The organism is Bailinhaonella thermotolerans, assembly GCF_003594875.1.
Lineage (GTDB): Bacteria > Actinomycetota > Actinomycetes > Streptosporangiales > Streptosporangiaceae > Bailinhaonella > Bailinhaonella thermotolerans.
Genome location: NZ_QZEY01000005.1, coordinates 247,896 through 264,421 on the forward strand (window position 1 = coordinate 247,896; position 16,526 = coordinate 264,421).

Below are 16,526 nucleotides of genomic sequence, written 5' to 3' on the forward strand. Positions count from 1 at the left end.
ATCGGCCTTCTGTCCCCACATGTGGCAATAACCTGGGTTGGTGATGCGGAAGAGACCAACACGGTGACGGGGGCCTGGCTCGGTCTCGCGATCGCGCTCGCGGGGGCCTTCGGATACGCCCTGGGAGCGGCCCTCCAGCAGTACGAGGCGGTGAACGAGGGCGCCTCGCTGAGCCTGGTGCGACGCCCCCGGTGGTGGATCGGCGGCGTGATCGGCTTCACCGGGGCCAGCCTGCACGCGCTGTCCCTCAGCATGGCCCCGCTGACGCTGATCCAGCCGATCAGCGTCGCGACCCTGCTCTTCGCCGTCCCCCTGGCCGCCGTGCTGCACGGCCGCAGGCCCCGCCGCGCCGAGATGCTCGGCTCGGCCCTGGTCGCCGCCGGGCTGCTCGGCCTGATGCTCCTGATGCCCGGCCACGCCGGCACCCCCCACCTGAGCAGCGGCAGCGCCCTCGGGTTCCTCGGCGTCATCGCCCTGGTCGTGATCGTCACCCAGGTCTGGGGCCGCGCGGTCCACGGCTCCGCCCGCGCCCTCGTCTTCGCCGTCGGCGCCGGCGCGGTCACCGCGACGGTCAGCACCTTCGTCCGCGTGGTCGGCGCGGGCATGACGGAGGACTTCTCGCGCGTCCTCCACTGGTTCACGCTGGCGATCCCGCTCATCCTGGTGGGCGCGGTGGTCCTGCTCCAGCAGTCGTACGCCGTGGGCTACTTCGGCATCGCCTACGCCGGCGTCCAGGTCGTGGACCCCATCACCTCGGTGACGGCCGGCGTGGTCCTCCTGGGCGAGCCCCTCCCCACCGACCCCTGGCAGGCCGTCCCCGCCGTCCTCGCCGCCGCCGTCCTGATCACCGGCACCGTGATCCTCGGGCGCCTCACCCCCGACCACTCCCACAAGAAGCCGGCCCCCGCCCCCCTCCCCGACCCGGCCCCGGAACCCGCCAGCCCCTGACGGTCACCGCGCCCGGGCATCCGCACCGGGCCCGGCGGAAAACCCGGTGAATCCCGGCCCGGGCGGATCTACCGTGGGGGGCATGTCACACGGGAAGACCTCGTTCGTCTGCCTGCCCTGCCGGGCCTCCTACAAGCAGGCCCACCCCGGGGTGGACGGCCACCGGGAGCGCGCGTGCCCCCGCTGCGGGGAGGCCCTGATCCACGTGGGGTCGGCCTTCGCCGCGCCGAAGCGGCGGGACGCCGGGGCGTGGCGGGTGCTCTCGGTGCTGCTGCACGCCGGCGTCCGCTTCCACAAGAGCTGTTGCGGCGGTCCCGGATATCGGCCGCGGACTCCCGCCGAGGTGCGGGCCCGGCTCCGGCGGGCCCGCCGTACCGGCGAGCCGATCGGGCGGGCGCTGGTGAGGTAGCCGTTCGGCGACGGCTGAGCGGGTCAGAAGCCCAGGGTGAGCTGGCCTTCGGTGGCCAGGGGGTCGCGGTGGCGCTTCAGGTGGCGCCACCGCGGGAGGTCGTCGAGGTAGGACCAGGAGAGCCGGTGGTGGGGGGTGGGGCCCAGCTCGGCCAGGGCCCGCTGGTGGGCGGGGCTCGGGTAGCCGGCGTTCTCCGCGAAGCCGTACTCCTCGTGGCCCAGGGCGGCCATCCGGGCGTCGCGGTGGACCTTGGCCAGGACGCTGGCGGCGGCCACCGAGACGCAGGAGACGTCGGCCTTGATCTCGGTCCGGACCGCCCAGGGCGAGCCGAGGTAGTCGTGCTTGCCGTCGAGGATCACGCAGTCAGGGCGGATGGGCAGGGCCTCCAGCGCCCGCGTCGCCGCGCGCCGCAGGGCCTCGGTCATGCCCAGCTCGTCGATCTCGCCGGGGGTCGCCTCGCCCAGGGCGTGGGCCGCCGCCCAGTCCGCCAGCTCGGCGGCGATGGCCGTACGGCGGGCCTCGGTCAGGAGCTTGGAGTCCGTGAGGCCGCGCGGGGGCGGCGGAAAATCGGGCGGGACGATCGCGGCGCCCACGACCACCGGTCCCGCCCACGCGCCCCGGCCCACCTCGTCCACGCCGGCGATCACCCGGTGGCCGGCCGCCCGCAGCAGCCTCTCCAGGTCGTACGACGGGGTGGCCGGGCGCTCCGCCGTACCGGGGCCGCCGGGGCCCGGGGCCGTGCCGGAGAGGGGTGGGGTGGTGGTCACGGCGGGAAACCCTATCCGGGGACTCAGGACGTGATGTCCCGATCGGCGAAACGGGCCCAGGCCACCGCCCCGGCGATCACGATGTACGCCGCGAAGACGAGCAGGCCGTCGCGCAGGTCGGAGACCGCCATCGGGTCGCGCAGGACCGCGTCGAAGCCGGACCAGGCGGACGTCAGCAGGTACGGCGAGATCACGTCGAGCTGCGGGATCGCGCCGAGGATCTGCGCGGCGACGGACAGGACGACGGTCGCGGCGATGGCGGCGATCGGGGCCTCGGTCATCGTGGAGAGCGCGAGCCCGACCGCGCCCAGCGCCGACAGGCCCAGCCCCAGGTAGAGCGCGGCGAGGGCGAGGCGGCCGATCATCTCCCAGCCGGAGATCACGGTGCCGGACAGCGTGGTCATCCCGTCGGGCGAGAACAGCACGGTGGCGGCGATCGAGGCGGAGGCGGCCACCGTCGCCGTCGCCGCCAGGCAGTACACCGCGATGACCGCGAACTTGGTGACCAGCAGCCGGGTCCGCGAGACCGGCGTGACCAGGAGGTACCGCAGGGTGCCCCGGCTCGCCTCCCCCGCGATCGAGTCGCCCGCCACCACCGCCGCCGCGAGCGGCAGGAACAGCGGCAGCATGACCGCGAACGCCCCGAACGCGAGCATCAGCCCGTTCCCGGTGACCTGCGCGAACGCGCCACCTTCCGCCGACACCTCCCCCTGGGCGATCCGCAGCGCGACCCCGACGACCACCGGGACCAGCGCGAGCACGCCCAGCATGACCAGGTTCCTGGGCCGCCGGAACACCAGCCCCAGCTCGGACCGGAACCACCGCAGCGCCGCGAACGGCCGCGCCACCGGCACCACGGCCCCGGCCCCCGGGGGCGCCACCCGCGCCTCAGCCGTCGACATCGAACCCCTCCCCGGTGAGCTCCACGAACACGTCCTCCAGGCTCGGCCGCACGACGGCCAGCCCGCGTACGGCGACGCCGGCGCGGACCAGCTCGGCGTTGGCGTGCTCGGCCGCGACGTCCTCCAGCGAGGCCGTGACCTCGCCCTCCCCCGCGTGCACGTCCATCAGGCCCAGCTCGCGCAGCACCCGGGCGGCGCGCGCCACGTCGGGCGTCTCGACCCGGACCCGCGGCACCTCGCCCGCCCGCAGCCCGGCCAGCGACCCCTGCGCGACCAGCCGCCCCGCCCGCATGATCGCGGCGTGCGTGCACATCTGCTCGACCTCGGCCAGCAGGTGCGACGACACGAACACCGTGACCCCCTCCGCCGCGATCTCCTTGATCAGCGCGCGGACCTCCCGGGTGCCCTGCGGGTCCAGGCCGTTCGTGGGCTCGTCGAGGATCAGCAGCTCACGCGGCCCGAGCAGGGCGGCGGCGATCGCGAGGCGCTGCCGCATGCCGAGGGAGTAGGCGCGGTACCGCTTGCCCGCCGCGGCGGCGAGGCCCACCCGGTCCAGCGCGGCGGCCACCCGCTCGCGCGCGGTCCGGGGGTCGGCGGTCCGGTCGGCGGCGTCGTAGCGCAGCAGGTTGTCCCGCCCGGACAGGTAGGGGTAGAAGGCCGGTCCCTCGACCAGCGCGCCCACGCTGGGCAGCGCCTCGGCGAGCGGGACGCCGAGCAGCTCGCGGGTCCCGGACGTCGGCGTGACCAGGCCGAGCAGCATCCGGATCGTGGTGGTCTTGCCGGAGCCGTTCGGCCCGAGGAAGCCGAAGACCGAGCCCCGGGGCACCACGAGGTCCAGGGAGTCCACGGCGACCTGCCCGCCCCGGAAGCGCTTGGTGAGCCCGCGGGTCACGATCGCCGCGTCGCGGGCGCCGCCGGGCGGCGCCGGGACGGGCGTGCCGGTCCCGCTCTCGGGGAGGGGCGGGGACGCCGCGAACGGCGCCCCCGCCTTCGTGTCCGTGGTCACCGCGCGCCCGCCGCCTGGACCAGCGCGTCAGGCCCGACCGCGCCGACGTACAGCCGGCCGTCATCGGTCAGCAGCGCCGACACCAGCTTGGTCGTCAGCACCCGGCCGCTGCCCCACGGGCCGCTGACCGGCTTGGCCGCCTTCGCCAGCGCCTCGGCGACCGCCTGCCCGTCCGCGCCGCCGCCGGGCCCCCGGGACTCGCCGCCACCCCGGCCGTTCTGGCCGTTCTGGCCGTTCTGGCCGTTCTGGCCGTTCTGGCTGCTCTGGCCGTTCTGGCCGCTCTGGCCGCTCTGGCCGTCCGGGCGGCGGACGCCCGAGGCCTCGGCGAGGCCCTCCTTGAGCGGGATCCTGGCCACGCTGGTCCAGCCCGAGCCGATCATGGTCACGGCGGACGCGTGGTCGCCGCGGTGGTCGCCGGGCTTGCCGTGGCCCTCCGCCGGGATCGTGGTCTCCTCGACCTTCACCCCCGCGGGCGGCTTGAACGCGAAGTTCTCCGGCGCGGGCCGGGTGAACGTGACCGACTGGAAGCCGACCTCGAACGCGGGCTTGTCCTCCCCGCGCGGGTAGATCTGCACCCGCAGCGGCACCCGCTTCTCACCGTCGATCGCCAGCTTGACCTGCCCGATCAGCGACCTCGCGTCCTTGGGCGCGAGCACCAGCTCATACGCGGCCCGCCCGGCGACCTGCGCGTTCGTGCCCACGCTGATCGTGGTGTCCTTCTCCGCGGCCTTCAGCAGGTCCCGCGCCGCCTGCTCCGGCGTGATCGGGACCGGGGTGTGACGCAGGCCGGAAGCGGCCGCCCCCGAAGGCAGCTTCATCCTCGTGGCGGTGTTCGACCCGCTGGACCACATCCAGCCCTCGTTCCCGTTGAGGATGAGGTTGGTCTCGCTCATGTTCCCCGGGAGCGCGACGCGGACGTGGTCGTGGTCGCCGTACCAGACCTTCACCTCGTTGGACCCGGACAGCAGCGCGGCCGGGTTGCGCCCGGCGTCGCCGGCCGGGAGCCGGGGCAGCCCGAGCGACGCGCTCTCGACCACCGTTCCCGACATGGGCGGCACGCCGGACCTCAGCGTCTTCGCCGTCTCGGCCAGCAGTTGCTCCGCCGTACGGGGCGGCAGGGACGGCTCGCCGCGGACGGCCGCCACGACCGGCCCGACCCCGGCGGCCGCCGCCACCAGGGCCACCGCGCCGATCGGCACCCCCCACCTCACCGCCCGGCTCCGCCGCTTGCGGTTCTCTGGCGACATCTCACTCCTTCACGGTAATGGCCGATGATTTCCCTGAAGCGTGCGATGCGCGGGCTGTGGCGAACCTGAGAGACGCTGAGAACCCCCTCAGCCTTCTCAGCGGGGTCTCAGGACCGCAGGCCAGGATGGGTTCATGCGAGTGCTTGTGGTCGAGGACGAACGCCGGCTGGCCGGGGCGCTGCAGCGCGGTCTGCAGGCGGAGGGGTTCGCGGTCGATCTCGCGTACGACGGGGTGGACGGCCTGCACCTGGCCAGGGAGGGCGAGTACGACGTGGTCGTGCTCGACATCATGCTGCCCGGCCTGTCCGGGTACCGGGTGTGCCAGCAGCTCCGCGCCGAGGAGAACTGGGTCCCGATCCTGATGCTGTCGGCCAAGGACGGGGAGTACGACCAGGCGGACGGGCTCGACCTGGGCGCGGACGACTACCTCACCAAGCCCTTCTCCTACGTGGTCCTGGTGGCCAGGCTGCGGGCCCTGCTCCGGCGCGGGGCGTCGCGGCGGCCCGCCGTGCTCCGGGCCGGGGACCTCACGCTCGACCCGTCCAAGCGCCGGGTGGCCCGCGGCGACGTGGAGATCGACCTGACCCCCCGGGAGTTCGCGCTGCTGGAGTTCCTGATGCGCCGAGCGGACGAGGTCACCTCCAAGCTGGAGATCCTGGAGCACGTCTGGGACTCCTACGACAACACCGACCCCAACGTGGTCGAGGTGTACGTCGGCTACCTCCGCCGCAAGATCGACACTCCGTACGGCCGCACGGCGCTCCAGACGGTGCGCGGCGCGGGGTACCGGCTGGCGGGCGACGGTGGATGAGCGCCCGGCGGACGAGAGGCGGCGGCGTCACCGTCTCAGGCGGATCCTGTCGATCAAGAAGTGGAGCCTGCGCTGGCGGCTGACGGTCGCGGCGACGGCGATGCTGGCGGTGACGCTGGGCGTCGGAGGGGTCATCTTCATCGCGACGCTGAGCCGGCTGCTGCTGAACTCGATCGACGACGCGACGCGGCAGCGGGCGGAGTACGTCGTGACGCTCCTGGAGAGCGGCCAGCTCCCCGACCCGCTCCCGGTGACGGGCGGATCGACGCTCCAGCTCGTGGAGCTGGCCCCCACCGGCGGGAACGGGCGGATCGTGTCGGCCTCGCCGCTCGGGGACCGGCTGGTGCCGCTGGTGCCGTACGCGCGGATCCCGTCCGCGACCGAGCCCAGGTTCCTCGACGGGCGTCCGTACGGCCTGCCGGGGCCGATGCGGGTCGTCGTGGTGAGCGCGGGCGAGGGGAGGTACGTCATCGCCGCGACGCCGTTCGCCGAGACGAGGTTCAGCATCGACACCACGGTCAAGGCGGCGTTCTTCGGCCTGCCGCTGCTGCTGCTCCTGCTCGCCGCGATGACCTGGCTGATCGTCGGCTCGGCGCTGCGGCCGATCTCCGCCCTGCGGCGCGGCGCGACCGCGATCACGGCACGGCAGCGGTATCGGCGGCTGCCCGTCCCCGAGTCCCGCGACGAGGTGCACAGCCTGGCGGTCACGCTCAACGACATGCTCGCCCGGCTGGAGGACGCCGACGCCCGCCAGCGCGCCCTGGTGTCGGACGCCGCGCACGAGCTGCGCAGCCCGCTGGCCAGCATCCGCACGCAACTGGAGGTCGCGCTCGACTACCCCGACCGCACCGACTGGCCCGACACCGCGCGCGGGGTGCTGGAGGACACGCTGCGGCTGTCCCGCCTGGCGGAGGACCTCCTCGCCCTCGCCCGGCTCGACGAACGCCGCGGCGCGGTGCGCCAGGAGCGCCTGGACCTGGCCGCGCTCGCCCTCGGCGTCGCCGAGCGGTACGGCGAGGCGCCCGTCGCGGTGACGGCCTCGGCGGGCGAGGGCGGGGGCGTCCCGGTGATGGGCGAGCCGGGCGACCTCACGCGCGTCCTGGTGAACCTGATCGACAACGCCGTGCGGCACGCCGAGAGCGCAGTGTCCGTCTCGGTCGGGGACGAGCGCGGGGGCTGGGCCGTGCTCACGGTGACCGACGACGGCCCCGGCATCCCCGAGGCCGACCGGGAGCGTGTCTTCGCCCGCTTCACCAGGCTCGACACCGCGCGCAGCCGCGACGCGGGCGGGGCCGGCCTCGGCCTGGCGATCGTCCGCGAGACGGTCCGGGCGCACGGCGGCGACGTGCACCTGGAGGACGCCGGGCCGGGGCTGCGGGCCGTCGTGCGGCTGCCGCGGGCGGGCGATGTCACATTCGGCGCGGCCATCCCGTCCTAGCGATGTGAAGGTCGTCGAGAAGGTGAACCGGCTGGCGGCCGAGTTCACGGCGGCGCGGGAGCGGCTGGTCGGGGTCGCGTACGGCGTGGTCGGCACCGTGGCCGAGGCGGAGGACGCCGCGCAGGAGGCGTGGCTGCGCCTCCAGCGCGCGGCGGAGCGGGGCGAGGAGATCGCCGACGTGGAGGGGTGGCTCGTCGTCGCGACCGCCCGGATCGCGCTCGACGTGCTCCGCTCGGCCCGCCGTCGCCGCGAGGAGTATGTCGGGCCCTGGCTGCCCGAGCCGCTGGTCGCCGTGGACGGCGCCGATCCGGCGGACCGGGTGACGCTCGCCGAGTCGATGAGCGTGGCGTTGCTCGCCGTGCTGGAGTCGCTGTCCCCGGCGGAGCGGACGGTGTTCGTGCTGCACGACGTCTTCGGCCTCCCCTTCGGGGAGATCTCCGGGATCGTCGGGCGGAGCGCGGCGGCGTGCCGGCGGCTCGCCGCGCGCGCCCGCGCGCACGTCACCGCCCGCGCGCCCCGCTTCGAGGTGGACGCGACGCGGCACCGTGAGGTCGTGGAGGCGTTCGCGGCGGCGGCCGAGGGCGCGGACCTGGACGCGCTGCTCCGGCTCCTCGACCCGGACGTGGTCCTCACCAACGACGGCGGGGGCCTGGTCAAGGCGGCGCGCAACCGGGTGCGCGGCGCGGACCGGGTGGCCCGCTTCCTCGCCGGCGTGGCCCGCAAGCACCGGGGCACGCTGCGGCCCGCCGTGGTGAACGGCTGGGCGGGACTCGTCCGGCGCCGCGCGGACGGCTCGCCGGACTGCGTGCTCGCCCTCACCGTCGCCGGGGGCCGGATCACCGCGGTCGACATGGTCCTCCATCCCGAGAAACTGAGGAGAATCCGATGACCCAGCGCATGGACCTGGCCAAGACCGCGCCCGAGGTCTACCAGGCGATGTTCGCCCTGGAGAAGTACATCCTGGGCAGCGAGCTCCCGCACACCACCTACCACCTGGTCAAGCTCCGGGCCAGCCAGCTCAACGGCTGCGCGTTCTGCGTGGACATGCACAGCTTCGACATGAAGGCCGCCGGCGAGACCGACGCCCGCATCTTCGGCCTCGCCGCCTGGCGCGAGTCGCCGCACTACACGCCCGAGGAGCGCGCCGCCCTGGCGTACACCGAGGCCGCCACCCGGCTGACCGAGGGCGGCGTCCCGGACGACGTCTGGGAGGAGGTCCGGGAGCACTACACCGAGGCGCAGACGGCCGCCCTGGTGGCCGGGGTGGTGGCGATCAACGCCTGGAACCGGATCGCCGTCCCCACCCGCATGGTCCCCCGGTCCTACCAGGAGGCGTGAGGGGAAGCGGGTCCGCCGGGCCGCCGGACCGGGCTCCCGAGGATGTCCCCGGCCCGGCCCGGCGGTCCCGCGCCCGGCGCCGCCGTACGGGCGGCCGAGGGCGGCGTCACTCGCCCCAGCCGCCCTGGACCATCGTCTGGAAGTGCCAGGCGCCGTCGCGGCGGACCAGGAGGTCGCCGTAGCGGAGGCGGTGGGTCACCCCGTCCACCTCCACGGTGGCCTCCGTGATCACGAACACCAGGCCCTTGCTGAGGAAGTGGGGCGTGCGGACCGACCGCATCTCCGCGCCGTCGCCCACCACCCCGGCCATCTCCCGGACGAACTCCTCACGGCTGGACTGCCGTGCCGAGCCGTTCCCCGCCGCGTTGTCGGTCACCGAGTTGAGGGGGAACATCGCCATGTCCGCCATGCCCTCGACGTCGCCCTTCGCGGCGAGCGCGTCGTATCGCGCGAACCACTCGTGCACGCTCGCGACGTCCTCGGCGGTCGGCTCGAACCCGTCCACCGTCGGGGGAATCGTCATGTCGGCCATATCCAACTCCAATCTCTCTACGCCGTAGACAGTACAGCGTATAGAGAAACTCCGCAACCGCCTCCCCACCACGAGCGGGCACGAGCCACCCGCCACCGGCCCAGCCCGTCCGGACCTGGCGGTATCCGGTGGCCTGGGGCGGTACAGCGACCGCCGGGCGCGGGCGGCGGCCGTACGGCGAGGGAGGGCGACCGGCGGGCGCGGAGCCCGGCGCCGGGACCCGGCGGACGGGGCGGACACGGGGACGGACCCCCGGGCCCGGAGCCTGCCGCCAGGTGGGCACGAGGCGGCACGGAAGACACGGCGGGCACGGGCGACGCGAGGCGGGCGCGGGCGACGCGAGGCGGGCGCGGGCGACGCGAGGCGGGGGCGGGGGTGGCCGAGGTCCTAGGCACAAGGTCCGATGTCGCCGGGGCGGGCCCGCGGCCTAACGTCGGCGGCGAGAGCGGATCTGCATCTGTGGAGGCGGAGCGATGACGTACCTGGTGACCGGGGCGACGGGCAAGGCCGGACGGTGGGTCGTGGAGCACCTGCTGCGGGAGGGGGTGGCGGTGCGCGCGCTCACCAGGGACCCCGCGAACGCGCGGCTGCCCGAGCGGGTCGAGGTGGTGGCGGGCGACCTGACCGATCCCGCGACGCTCGACGGGGTCTTCGACGGGGTCGTGGGCGCGCACCTGCTGACCACGGGCGGCGCCGACGGGGCGGGGCTGCGGACCGGGCCCGAGCTGGCCGCGCTGGCGGAGAAGGCCGGGGTGCGCCGGGTGACCCTGCTCTGGAACGGGCGGGTGGGGCCGGTCGAGGAGGCGTTCGCGGCGAGCGGCGTGGAGTGGACGAGCCTGCGGCCGGTGGACTTCATGGGGAACGTGCGGCACTGGGCCCCGGCGATCCGGGACGAGGGCGCGGTGCGCGAGCCGTTCGCCGACGTGCCCTCGGGGTTCGTGGACGAGTACGACGTGGGCGCCGTCGCGGCCGCCGTGCTGGTCCGGGGCGGGCACGCCGGCCGGTCTTACGTGATCACCGGGCCGCGGCCGCTCAGCAAGCGGGAACGGCTGGCCGCGATCTCCTCGGCGATCGGGCGCCCCCTCCGCCTGGTCGAGCTGTCGGAGGAGGAGGCCAGGGAGCGGTGGCGTCGCGCGGGCTTCGACGACGACTTCCTGGAGGTGTACGCCGCCTGGCAGAGCGCGCCGCCGCCGGAGACGGTGGCCGTCTCCCCCGCCGTGCGCGAGATCACCGGCCGGGAGCCGCGCACGTTCGAGCGCTGGCTCGCCGACAACGCCGGGATCTTCCGCTAGCCGGCGACGCCGGGATCCACCGCGCCCGCCCCGGGTCCCGGTACGGCTCGCGCCCGCCGCCCCGCACGGACAAGGCGGGCGCGGCGGGCGCGGGGCGGACAGAGCGCGGCGGGCGCGGCGCGGAGGAGGTCCGCTCGCGGTCAGAGGGCGCCGAAGAAGGCGCGGACGTCCTCGACGAAGGCGGCCGGCTGCTCCAGGGGGAGGAAGTTGCCGCCCCGCTCCAGCTCGGACCAGTGGACCACGTTGCTGTCGCGCTCGGCGAAGCGGCGGATGGCGACGTCCGTGGGGAGGGCGACGGCCACGCCGGTGGGGACGGTGCCGCGCTCCTTGGGCGCGTAGGCGGACGGATCGTGCGCCATCTCGTAGTAGAGGTTCGCGGAGGAGCCGGCGGTGCCGGTGAACCAGTACAGGCTGACGTTGGTGAGGAGGTTGTCGCGGCCGACGGCGTCCTCGGGCAGGTCGGCGGCGGGGTCGGTCCACTCCTTGAACTTCTCGGCGATCCAGGCGAGCTGGCCGACGGGCGAGTCGTGCAGGCCGTACGCGAGCGTCTGCGGGCGGGTGGACTGGATGACGTTGAAGCCCATCATGTCGTCGCGGAAGTGCTGGAGCCTGGCGAGCCGCCCCTGCTCGGCCTCGGTCAGCCCGGCGAAGTCGGCCGGGTCGTCGGAGGGGAAGGTGACCAGGCCGTTGACGTGCGCGCCGAGCACCGACTCCGGCGCCTGGCGGCCCATCTCGACGGCGATCCAGGCGCCGCCGCCCGCGCCCTGCACGCCGTACCGCTCGTAGCCGAGCCGCGCCATGACCTCGACGAACGCGCCCGCGATCTTGCCGGTGCTCCAGCCCGGGGCGGTGAGCGGGCCGGAGAAGGCGACGCCGGGGGTGTTCGCGGCGATCACGTGGAAGTCGCGCGAGAGCGGCTCGATGACCTCGACGAACTGCACGAACGAGGCCGGCCAGTCGTGCAGGAGCAGCAACGGGGTCGCGTCGGGGTTCTCGGAGCGGACGTGCGCGAAGTGGATGTCCTGCCCGTCCACCTCGGTGAGGAACTGCGGGAACGCGTTCAGCCGGGCCTCCGCCGCCCGCCAGTCGAACCCGTCGGCCCAGTAGGCGGCCAGCTCCCGCAGATAGTCCACCGGCACCCCGCGGCTCCACCCCTGCCCCGGGATCTCCCCGCTCCACCGCGTACGGCGAAGCCGCTCCCGCAGGTCGTCCACGTCACCCTGGGAAATCTCGATACGGAAGGGACGAACCTCAATGCCGCTCATCGCGCTGACCCTCTCTCTCCCCGAACCGCTCGGAGCGGCTCGTTCTGTTCCAACTATAGCAGAACGGAATGCTCCATTCCCATACGCTGCCGAAGATTTCCGCCATCGTTGCGACCGGCGCCCACGCGGACTTACCTTCGCTTCCGTGGGGCTCACGTTGGTGCTGCGGACTCCCCGGCCGTCCCGGAAAACCCTGCGGCGAGCGACCCGTGCCCAGCGCCGCGACCGGCGCGCGGCCGAGGCCGCGGAGTGGGAGACGACGCGGCGCCTGGGCCGCTTCCTGGATGTGGAGGTCCTGGACCTGTCAGCCCTCGTGGACCGGGCAGGACGTGACAGGCTGCCGGTTCTCGGCCGCCTCGACCCCTGGAAGGACGCCGTCTTCCACCACGATGAGCTGCCCCGGCTGGAGGGGGAGGCCGGGCTGCTGGTGAAGGCGGCGGCCGATGACCGCCAGCGCCGGTTGGCGACGGCGTTGCGGGACCTGCTCGCGCGCTGGCGCGCGGAGCCGCACCTGCTGCTGTACTGCGACGCGGACTGAGCCCCGCGCGAAGGCGCACGACCTCGGAGATCTCGCCGGACACCTTCGCGATGGCCGTGCGGGCGGGGGCGCGGTCAGGGGAGGGCTGGGGGGCGTGGTCTGCGGGGTTCGAGGGTGCTGGTGAGGTCCTGGGCGGCGGAGCGCAGGGCTTGGAGGGTGACGGCGGTCGAGGGGCGGGCTCGGGCGCTGGGCCGGGCGACGGCGTAGATGTGGCGGGTCAGGGCGGGGGCGGGGAGGTCGCGGATCACGACGCCGCGGTCGCCGGTGGCGAGGGTGAGGAGGGGGAGCGCGGCGATGCCGATGCCCTTGGCGACCAGGGACAGGATCGTGCCGAGGCCCTCGAACTCCCAGGGGACGGGAAGGGTGGCCCCGACCCCGGCCAGGAGGCGTTCCACGGCGGCGCGCGAGGGCTCGCCCCGGGGGGCCGCCATCCAGGGCTCGTCGCGCAGGGCGGCCAGGTCCACGGGCACGGCGGGGTCGGCCAGGCGGTGGCGGCGCGGGACGGCGAGGACCAGGGGGTCCGTGAGGAGCGGGGTGTAGTGCAGGCCGTCCGGCTCACGGCCGGGGAGGTGACCGGTCCAGTCGTCCACGAGGGCGATGTCGGCCTCGGCCGCGCGGACCTGGCGTAGGCCGGCGCCGGGCGGGGACTGGCGGAGCTGGAGGGTCATCGCCGGGTGGCGGCGGAGGGAGCGGGCCAGCGCCGGGGCGAACGCCACCGCGCCCGTGGGGAACGCGGTGACGACGACCCGGCCGGTGGGGGTGCCCGCGTGGGCCGAGAGGTCGGATTCGGCGGTCTCCACCAGTTCGAGGATGCGGTCGGCGTGGCGGGCGAGGCGGCGGCCCGCGTCGGTGAGCTCGGCGCTGCGGGCGGTGCGGTCCAGGAGCGCCGCGCCGGCCTCGCGTTCGAGGGCCGCGAGCTGCTGGGACACCGCCGAAGGGCTGTAGCCGAGGGCCTGGGCCGTGGCGGCGATGCTGCCCCGCCTGGCGAACTCCGCCAGCAGCGCGAGGCGCCGTAGATCGAGCATCAGATCATCTTATGCCCAGCGTCGGAAAGGGTCGCTTGTCCTGATGCTTTCCAGGGTTCACCCTTGTGAGCGGGCTCGAAATCCGGGCACAAGAGTCCTATCCCCCGAATAAGTGCAAATTGGAGCAGTCATGTCCGTTTCCGTTTCCGCCACGCTTGCCGCCAACGAGGCACTGGAAAACAGACGCCGTGCGGGCCTGCCCGTGCTGCCGCTCGCGTTCGGCGAGGCCGGGCTGCCGGTGCACCCTGCGCTGAGCGAGCGGCTGGCCGCCGCCGCGACCGGACGCAACGCGTACGGACCGGTCGCGGGCACGCCGGAGTTGCGCGAGGCGGCCGCGGGGTACTGGGTCAGGCGCGGGTCGCCCACCCCGCCGGACCAGGTGGTGGCCGGGCCGGGCAGCAAGCCGCTGCTGTTCGCGTTGCTGCTGGCCATCGGCGGTGACGTGGCCGTGCCGAAGCCGAGCTGGGTGAGTTACGCCGCGCAGGCCGGGCTCACGAAGGCGCGCCCGATCTTCGTCCCCACGCGGGAGGGACGCGGCGGCGTGCCCGACGCGGACGCGCTGGCGCGAGCCGTACGGCTGGCCAGGGCCGGCGGGCGCGAGGTGCGGAGCGTCGTGGTGACGCTGCCGGACAACCCGACCGGGACGCTCGCCACCCCGCGAGACGTGCGGGACCTGTGCTCGGTCGCGCGGGAACTGGACCTCACGATCATCGCGGACGAGATCTACCGGGATCTGGTGCACGATCCGGACGCGGAGTTCCTGAGCCCGGCGGCGCTCCTGCCGGAGCGCACGGTCGTCACCACCGCGCTCAGCAAGAGCCTGGCCCTGGGCGGCTGGCGCATCGGCGTCGCGCGGCTGCCGGACGGGGAGTACGGCCGGCGGCTCCGGGACGAGCTCCTCGGCGTGGCCAGCGAGATCTGGTCGAGCCCGGCCGGCCCGATCCAGGACGCGGCCGCGTACGCCTTCTCCGAGCCCGATGAGCTCACCGCCCACATCGCGCTCAGCCGCCGCCTGCACGGGCGGGTCGCGCACGCGGTGGCCGACCGGTTCGCCGCCGCCGGGGCCCGCGTCGTGCGGCCGCAGGGCGGGTTCTACCTCTACCCCGACTTCGAGCCCCTGCGCGGAGCCCTGGGCGTGTCCGGGAACCGTGAGCTGGCCGCGCGGCTCCTCGACGAGCACGGCGTGGGCGTGCTCCCCGGGGCCGAGTTCGGCGACGACGAGCACGCGCTGCGCCTGCGCGTCGCGACCAGCCTGCTGTACGGCGACAGCGTGGAGCGGCGCGAGGCCGCCCTGGCCGCCGACGAGCCCCTCGCGCTCCCCTGGATCGCCGACTCCCTGGCCCGCCTGGAGGAGGCCCTGGCCAAGGTCACCCGACCCGCCCTCGTCGCCCTCTGACGGATGTTTCACGTGAAACATCGCCCCCGATCAAGATCGGGTAAGACCGCGCCCCGGCGCGTACGGCGGGCGGCCGGGGCCGGGGCGCGGACCTCGGCAGGCACACGCGCCCCAGCCGATACACAGCCGTCATCAAGTCGTCTCGTGTCGTTTGGATGCGCAACGGGCACTTAGCCCCCATCATGTGCGCATGCCCGCTTTTGTCACGCTCTCCGGGTGCCGTGTGCGCCTGGAGCCGCTCAGCCTCGCGGTGGTGGACGACCTGGTCGCCGCCGCGGGCGAGGACCGCTCGACGTACCGCTTCACGCCGGTCCCGCAGGACCGCGACGCGATGCTCGCGTACGTCACGGCCGCTCTCGCTGAGCAGGCGGAGGGACGCACCATGCCCTTCGCCATCCGGTGGCTCGACGCCGACAGGATCGTCGGCGCCACCCGGTTCCTGAACCTGGACTACTGGCAGGGTCCGATGCCCTGGCCGCCCGGTTCGCGAAATCCCGTCGGCGACGTCCCCAGCGTGGCCGACATCGGCTACACCTGGCTCGCCGCCTCCGCGCAGCGGACCGGGGTCAACACCGAGAGCAAGTTCCTGATGTTGTCGCACGCGTTCGAGACCTGGGGCGTCCACCGGGTGACGTTCAAGGCGGACGTGCGCAACACCCGCTCTCGCGCGGCCATCGAGTCGCTCGGCGCCCACCTGGAGGGGATCCGGCGGGCGGAGACCCGGGGCGCCGACGACACGGTCCGAGATACGGCCTACTACTCGATCCTGCGAAGCGAATGGCCCGAGGTCAGGGCCATGCTGAGCAATCGAGTGGCCCCCCTCGAAGCCGCCTGACGACCCCCTTCGCCGTACGGCTCCCGCCCGGCGGGAGCCGTACGGCCCGGAAGACCGGACCGGCGCGAGGCGGCGGGAACGCCGGCAAGAGCACGAGAGGACGGCGCGCGGGAGGACCGCGCGGAGCCCGGGTCCGGGCGAACGGGAAAGAGCCCCGCCGCGATGAGCGGCGGGGCTCTTCCGTTGACGCGACCTTCGCGGGAGACGGAGGCCGGCTCGGGAGGTCAGTACTTCACGTAGTACCAGCCGGACCAGGGGCCGTAGTGGTTCTTGGTGCCGCTGCCGACCTTCACCTTGATCCACTTGACGTGCTTGTACTTGAAGTGGAAGGCGAAGACGTGGTTGCTGTCGCAGTTGCGGTATTCGCGCAGGTACTCGTGGCCGTTCTTGAGCTTGATCTTGAACTTGGCGTACGCGCACTTGTTGTGCTTGTGCGTGTAGTCGTACAGCTTGCCCTGGACGTTGGTCCAGTGCCCGTTCTTGTACCAGGTGCCCTTGACCTTGGCCTTGTGGTCGGGCGACCAGTACGGGCCCCAGGCGTAGACGGCGGTGGCCTGGGAGGTGGTGGTGGTCTCGGTGCCGGCGTCGGGGGAGGCGGTGGCGGCGTTCGCGGGGGCGGTCATACCCAGTCCGACCAGGATGGCGGTCGCGAGACCGGCCAGGGCGATGAGGATGCGGCGCATTTCGGATCTCCTGAGGTTTTCGTCGGTGCCCGGTGCGCCCCGGGCTTGCACCACTAGAGATACGGGGGTTCGCCTGCAACGCGGTTGAGCGCGC

18 protein-coding genes are annotated in these 16,526 nt (G+C 74.1%); 10 read left to right on the forward strand and 8 right to left on the reverse strand.

What is annotated here, in order from left to right:
- Positions 1 to 63 precede the first annotated feature (63 nt).
- Both D5H75_RS16455 and D5H75_RS16460 read left to right on the forward strand, forming a co-directional pair.
- On the forward strand, positions 64 to 948 hold the full coding sequence (locus D5H75_RS16455; RefSeq protein ID WP_119927341.1) for a DMT family transporter: 885 nt from the start codon (positions 64 to 66) through the stop codon (positions 946 to 948).
- 82 nt (positions 949 to 1,030) lie between these two features.
- Positions 1,031 to 1,357 carry a deoxyxylulose-5-phosphate synthase gene (locus D5H75_RS16460; RefSeq protein WP_119927342.1) on the forward strand — a complete coding sequence of 109 codons (327 nt, stop codon included), beginning with the start codon at positions 1,031 to 1,033 and terminating at the stop codon, positions 1,355 to 1,357.
- 23 nt (positions 1,358 to 1,380) lie between these two features.
- Here D5H75_RS16460 and D5H75_RS16465 read toward each other — a convergent pair whose 3' ends face one another.
- From D5H75_RS16465 to D5H75_RS16480, 4 genes are all read right to left on the reverse strand, one after another.
- Positions 1,381 to 2,037, reverse strand: a complete 657-nt coding sequence (locus D5H75_RS16465) for a ribonuclease HII (RefSeq protein ID WP_242454317.1) — start codon at positions 2,035 to 2,037, stop codon at positions 1,381 to 1,383.
- Between the two features lie 110 nt (positions 2,038 to 2,147).
- Entirely contained in the window at positions 2,148 to 3,026 is an 879-nt protein-coding gene (locus D5H75_RS16470) for an ABC transporter permease (RefSeq protein WP_119927344.1), read from the reverse strand.
- A complete protein-coding gene (locus D5H75_RS16475; protein WP_119927345.1) occupies positions 3,013 to 4,032 on the reverse strand; it encodes an ABC transporter ATP-binding protein in 1,020 nt (339 codons plus the stop codon). The genes D5H75_RS16470 and D5H75_RS16475 overlap by 14 nt, the downstream gene beginning before the upstream one ends.
- A complete protein-coding gene (locus tag D5H75_RS16480) occupies positions 4,029 to 5,279 on the reverse strand; it encodes a LolA family protein (protein ID WP_147425180.1) in 1,251 nt (416 codons plus the stop codon). The genes D5H75_RS16475 and D5H75_RS16480 overlap by 4 nt, the downstream gene beginning before the upstream one ends.
- Before the next feature lie 133 nt (positions 5,280 to 5,412).
- Between D5H75_RS16480 and D5H75_RS16485 the strand changes: the two genes are divergently transcribed.
- From D5H75_RS16485 to D5H75_RS16500, 4 genes are read left to right on the forward strand one after another with little or no spacing between them, the layout of a single operon-like run.
- The gene (locus tag D5H75_RS16485) at positions 5,413 to 6,090 is read left to right on the forward strand and encodes a response regulator transcription factor (RefSeq protein ID WP_119927347.1); all 678 of its coding nucleotides are present in this window, start codon (positions 5,413 to 5,415) and stop codon (positions 6,088 to 6,090) included.
- Positions 6,083 to 7,528 carry a sensor histidine kinase gene (locus D5H75_RS16490; RefSeq protein WP_202638219.1) on the forward strand — a complete coding sequence of 482 codons (1,446 nt, stop codon included), beginning with the start codon at positions 6,083 to 6,085 and terminating at the stop codon, positions 7,526 to 7,528. Before D5H75_RS16485 ends, D5H75_RS16490 begins: the two co-directional genes overlap by 8 nt.
- Positions 7,529 to 7,532: 4 nt before the next feature.
- Positions 7,533 to 8,417 (forward strand): RNA polymerase sigma factor SigJ, encoded by an 885-nt coding sequence (gene sigJ / locus D5H75_RS16495; RefSeq protein ID WP_242454280.1) that lies wholly within the window; start codon positions 7,533 to 7,535, stop codon positions 8,415 to 8,417.
- Entirely contained in the window at positions 8,414 to 8,866 is a 453-nt protein-coding gene (locus D5H75_RS16500; RefSeq protein ID WP_119927349.1) for a carboxymuconolactone decarboxylase family protein, read from the forward strand. The genes sigJ and D5H75_RS16500 overlap by 4 nt, the downstream gene beginning before the upstream one ends.
- Before the next feature lie 106 nt (positions 8,867 to 8,972).
- On the opposite strand, the gene D5H75_RS16505 is transcribed toward D5H75_RS16500, so the two are convergent.
- Positions 8,973 to 9,389 (reverse strand): nuclear transport factor 2 family protein, encoded by a 417-nt coding sequence (locus D5H75_RS16505; RefSeq protein WP_202638220.1) that lies wholly within the window; start codon positions 9,387 to 9,389, stop codon positions 8,973 to 8,975.
- Positions 9,390 to 9,871: 482 nt separating this feature from the next.
- Here D5H75_RS16505 and D5H75_RS16510 point away from each other — a divergent pair, with 482 nt between their 5' ends.
- Positions 9,872 to 10,690, forward strand: a complete 819-nt coding sequence (locus tag D5H75_RS16510; RefSeq protein ID WP_119927350.1) for an NmrA family NAD(P)-binding protein — start codon at positions 9,872 to 9,874, stop codon at positions 10,688 to 10,690.
- 140 nt (positions 10,691 to 10,830) lie between these two features.
- On the opposite strand, the gene D5H75_RS16515 is transcribed toward D5H75_RS16510, so the two are convergent.
- Positions 10,831 to 11,955, reverse strand: coding sequence for an epoxide hydrolase family protein (locus tag D5H75_RS16515; protein WP_119927351.1), 1,125 nt, complete (start codon positions 11,953 to 11,955; stop codon positions 10,831 to 10,833).
- A gap of 145 nt (positions 11,956 to 12,100) precedes the next feature.
- Here D5H75_RS16515 and D5H75_RS16520 point away from each other — a divergent pair, with 145 nt between their 5' ends.
- Entirely contained in the window at positions 12,101 to 12,493 is a 393-nt protein-coding gene (locus D5H75_RS16520; protein WP_119927352.1) for a hypothetical protein, read from the forward strand.
- Between the two features lie 74 nt (positions 12,494 to 12,567).
- Here D5H75_RS16520 and D5H75_RS16525 read toward each other — a convergent pair whose 3' ends face one another.
- Positions 12,568 to 13,518, reverse strand: coding sequence for a LysR family transcriptional regulator (locus D5H75_RS16525; protein WP_119927353.1), 951 nt, complete (start codon positions 13,516 to 13,518; stop codon positions 12,568 to 12,570).
- A 130-nt stretch (positions 13,519 to 13,648) separates the two neighbouring features.
- Here D5H75_RS16525 and D5H75_RS16530 point away from each other — a divergent pair, with 130 nt between their 5' ends.
- Together D5H75_RS16530 and D5H75_RS16535 are read left to right on the forward strand one after the other, a co-directional pair.
- Positions 13,649 to 14,914, forward strand: a complete 1,266-nt coding sequence (locus D5H75_RS16530) for a pyridoxal phosphate-dependent aminotransferase (RefSeq protein WP_119927354.1) — start codon at positions 13,649 to 13,651, stop codon at positions 14,912 to 14,914.
- Positions 14,915 to 15,104: 190 nt separating this feature from the next.
- Positions 15,105 to 15,749, forward strand: a complete 645-nt coding sequence (locus tag D5H75_RS16535; protein WP_119927355.1) for a GNAT family N-acetyltransferase — start codon at positions 15,105 to 15,107, stop codon at positions 15,747 to 15,749.
- A gap of 224 nt (positions 15,750 to 15,973) precedes the next feature.
- On the opposite strand, the gene D5H75_RS40890 is transcribed toward D5H75_RS16535, so the two are convergent.
- Positions 15,974 to 16,432: a hypothetical protein gene (locus D5H75_RS40890; RefSeq protein WP_202638221.1), complete on the reverse strand. Its 459-nt coding sequence runs from the start codon at positions 16,430 to 16,432 to the stop codon at positions 15,974 to 15,976.
- Positions 16,433 to 16,526 lie beyond the last annotated feature (94 nt).

Excerpts from the sequence above, each read along its gene's own strand:
- D5H75_RS16485 (WP_119927347.1), top strand. The coding sequence starts at position 5,413 with ATGCGAGTGCTTGTGGTCGAGGACGAACGCCGGCTGGCCGGGGCGCTG.
- D5H75_RS16525 (WP_119927353.1), bottom strand. The coding sequence starts at position 13,518 with ATGCTCGATCTACGGCGCCTCGCGCTGCTGGCGGAGTTCGCCAGGCGG.
- D5H75_RS16460 (WP_119927342.1), top strand. The coding sequence starts at position 1,031 with ATGTCACACGGGAAGACCTCGTTCGTCTGCCTGCCCTGCCGGGCCTCC.
- D5H75_RS16500 (WP_119927349.1), top strand. The coding sequence starts at position 8,414 with ATGACCCAGCGCATGGACCTGGCCAAGACCGCGCCCGAGGTCTACCAG.
- D5H75_RS16535 (WP_119927355.1), top strand. The coding sequence starts at position 15,105 with ATGCCCGCTTTTGTCACGCTCTCCGGGTGCCGTGTGCGCCTGGAGCCG.
- D5H75_RS40890 (WP_202638221.1), bottom strand. The coding sequence starts at position 16,432 with ATGCGCCGCATCCTCATCGCCCTGGCCGGTCTCGCGACCGCCATCCTG.
- D5H75_RS16470 (WP_119927344.1), bottom strand. The coding sequence starts at position 3,026 with ATGTCGACGGCTGAGGCGCGGGTGGCGCCCCCGGGGGCCGGGGCCGTG.
- D5H75_RS16530 (WP_119927354.1), top strand. The coding sequence starts at position 13,649 with ATGTCCGTTTCCGTTTCCGCCACGCTTGCCGCCAACGAGGCACTGGAA.
- D5H75_RS16510 (WP_119927350.1), top strand. The coding sequence starts at position 9,872 with ATGACGTACCTGGTGACCGGGGCGACGGGCAAGGCCGGACGGTGGGTC.
- D5H75_RS16505 (WP_202638220.1), bottom strand. The coding sequence starts at position 9,389 with ATGACGATTCCCCCGACGGTGGACGGGTTCGAGCCGACCGCCGAGGAC.
- D5H75_RS16515 (WP_119927351.1), bottom strand. The coding sequence starts at position 11,955 with ATGAGCGGCATTGAGGTTCGTCCCTTCCGTATCGAGATTTCCCAGGGT.
- D5H75_RS16480 (WP_147425180.1), bottom strand. The coding sequence starts at position 5,279 with ATGTCGCCAGAGAACCGCAAGCGGCGGAGCCGGGCGGTGAGGTGGGGG.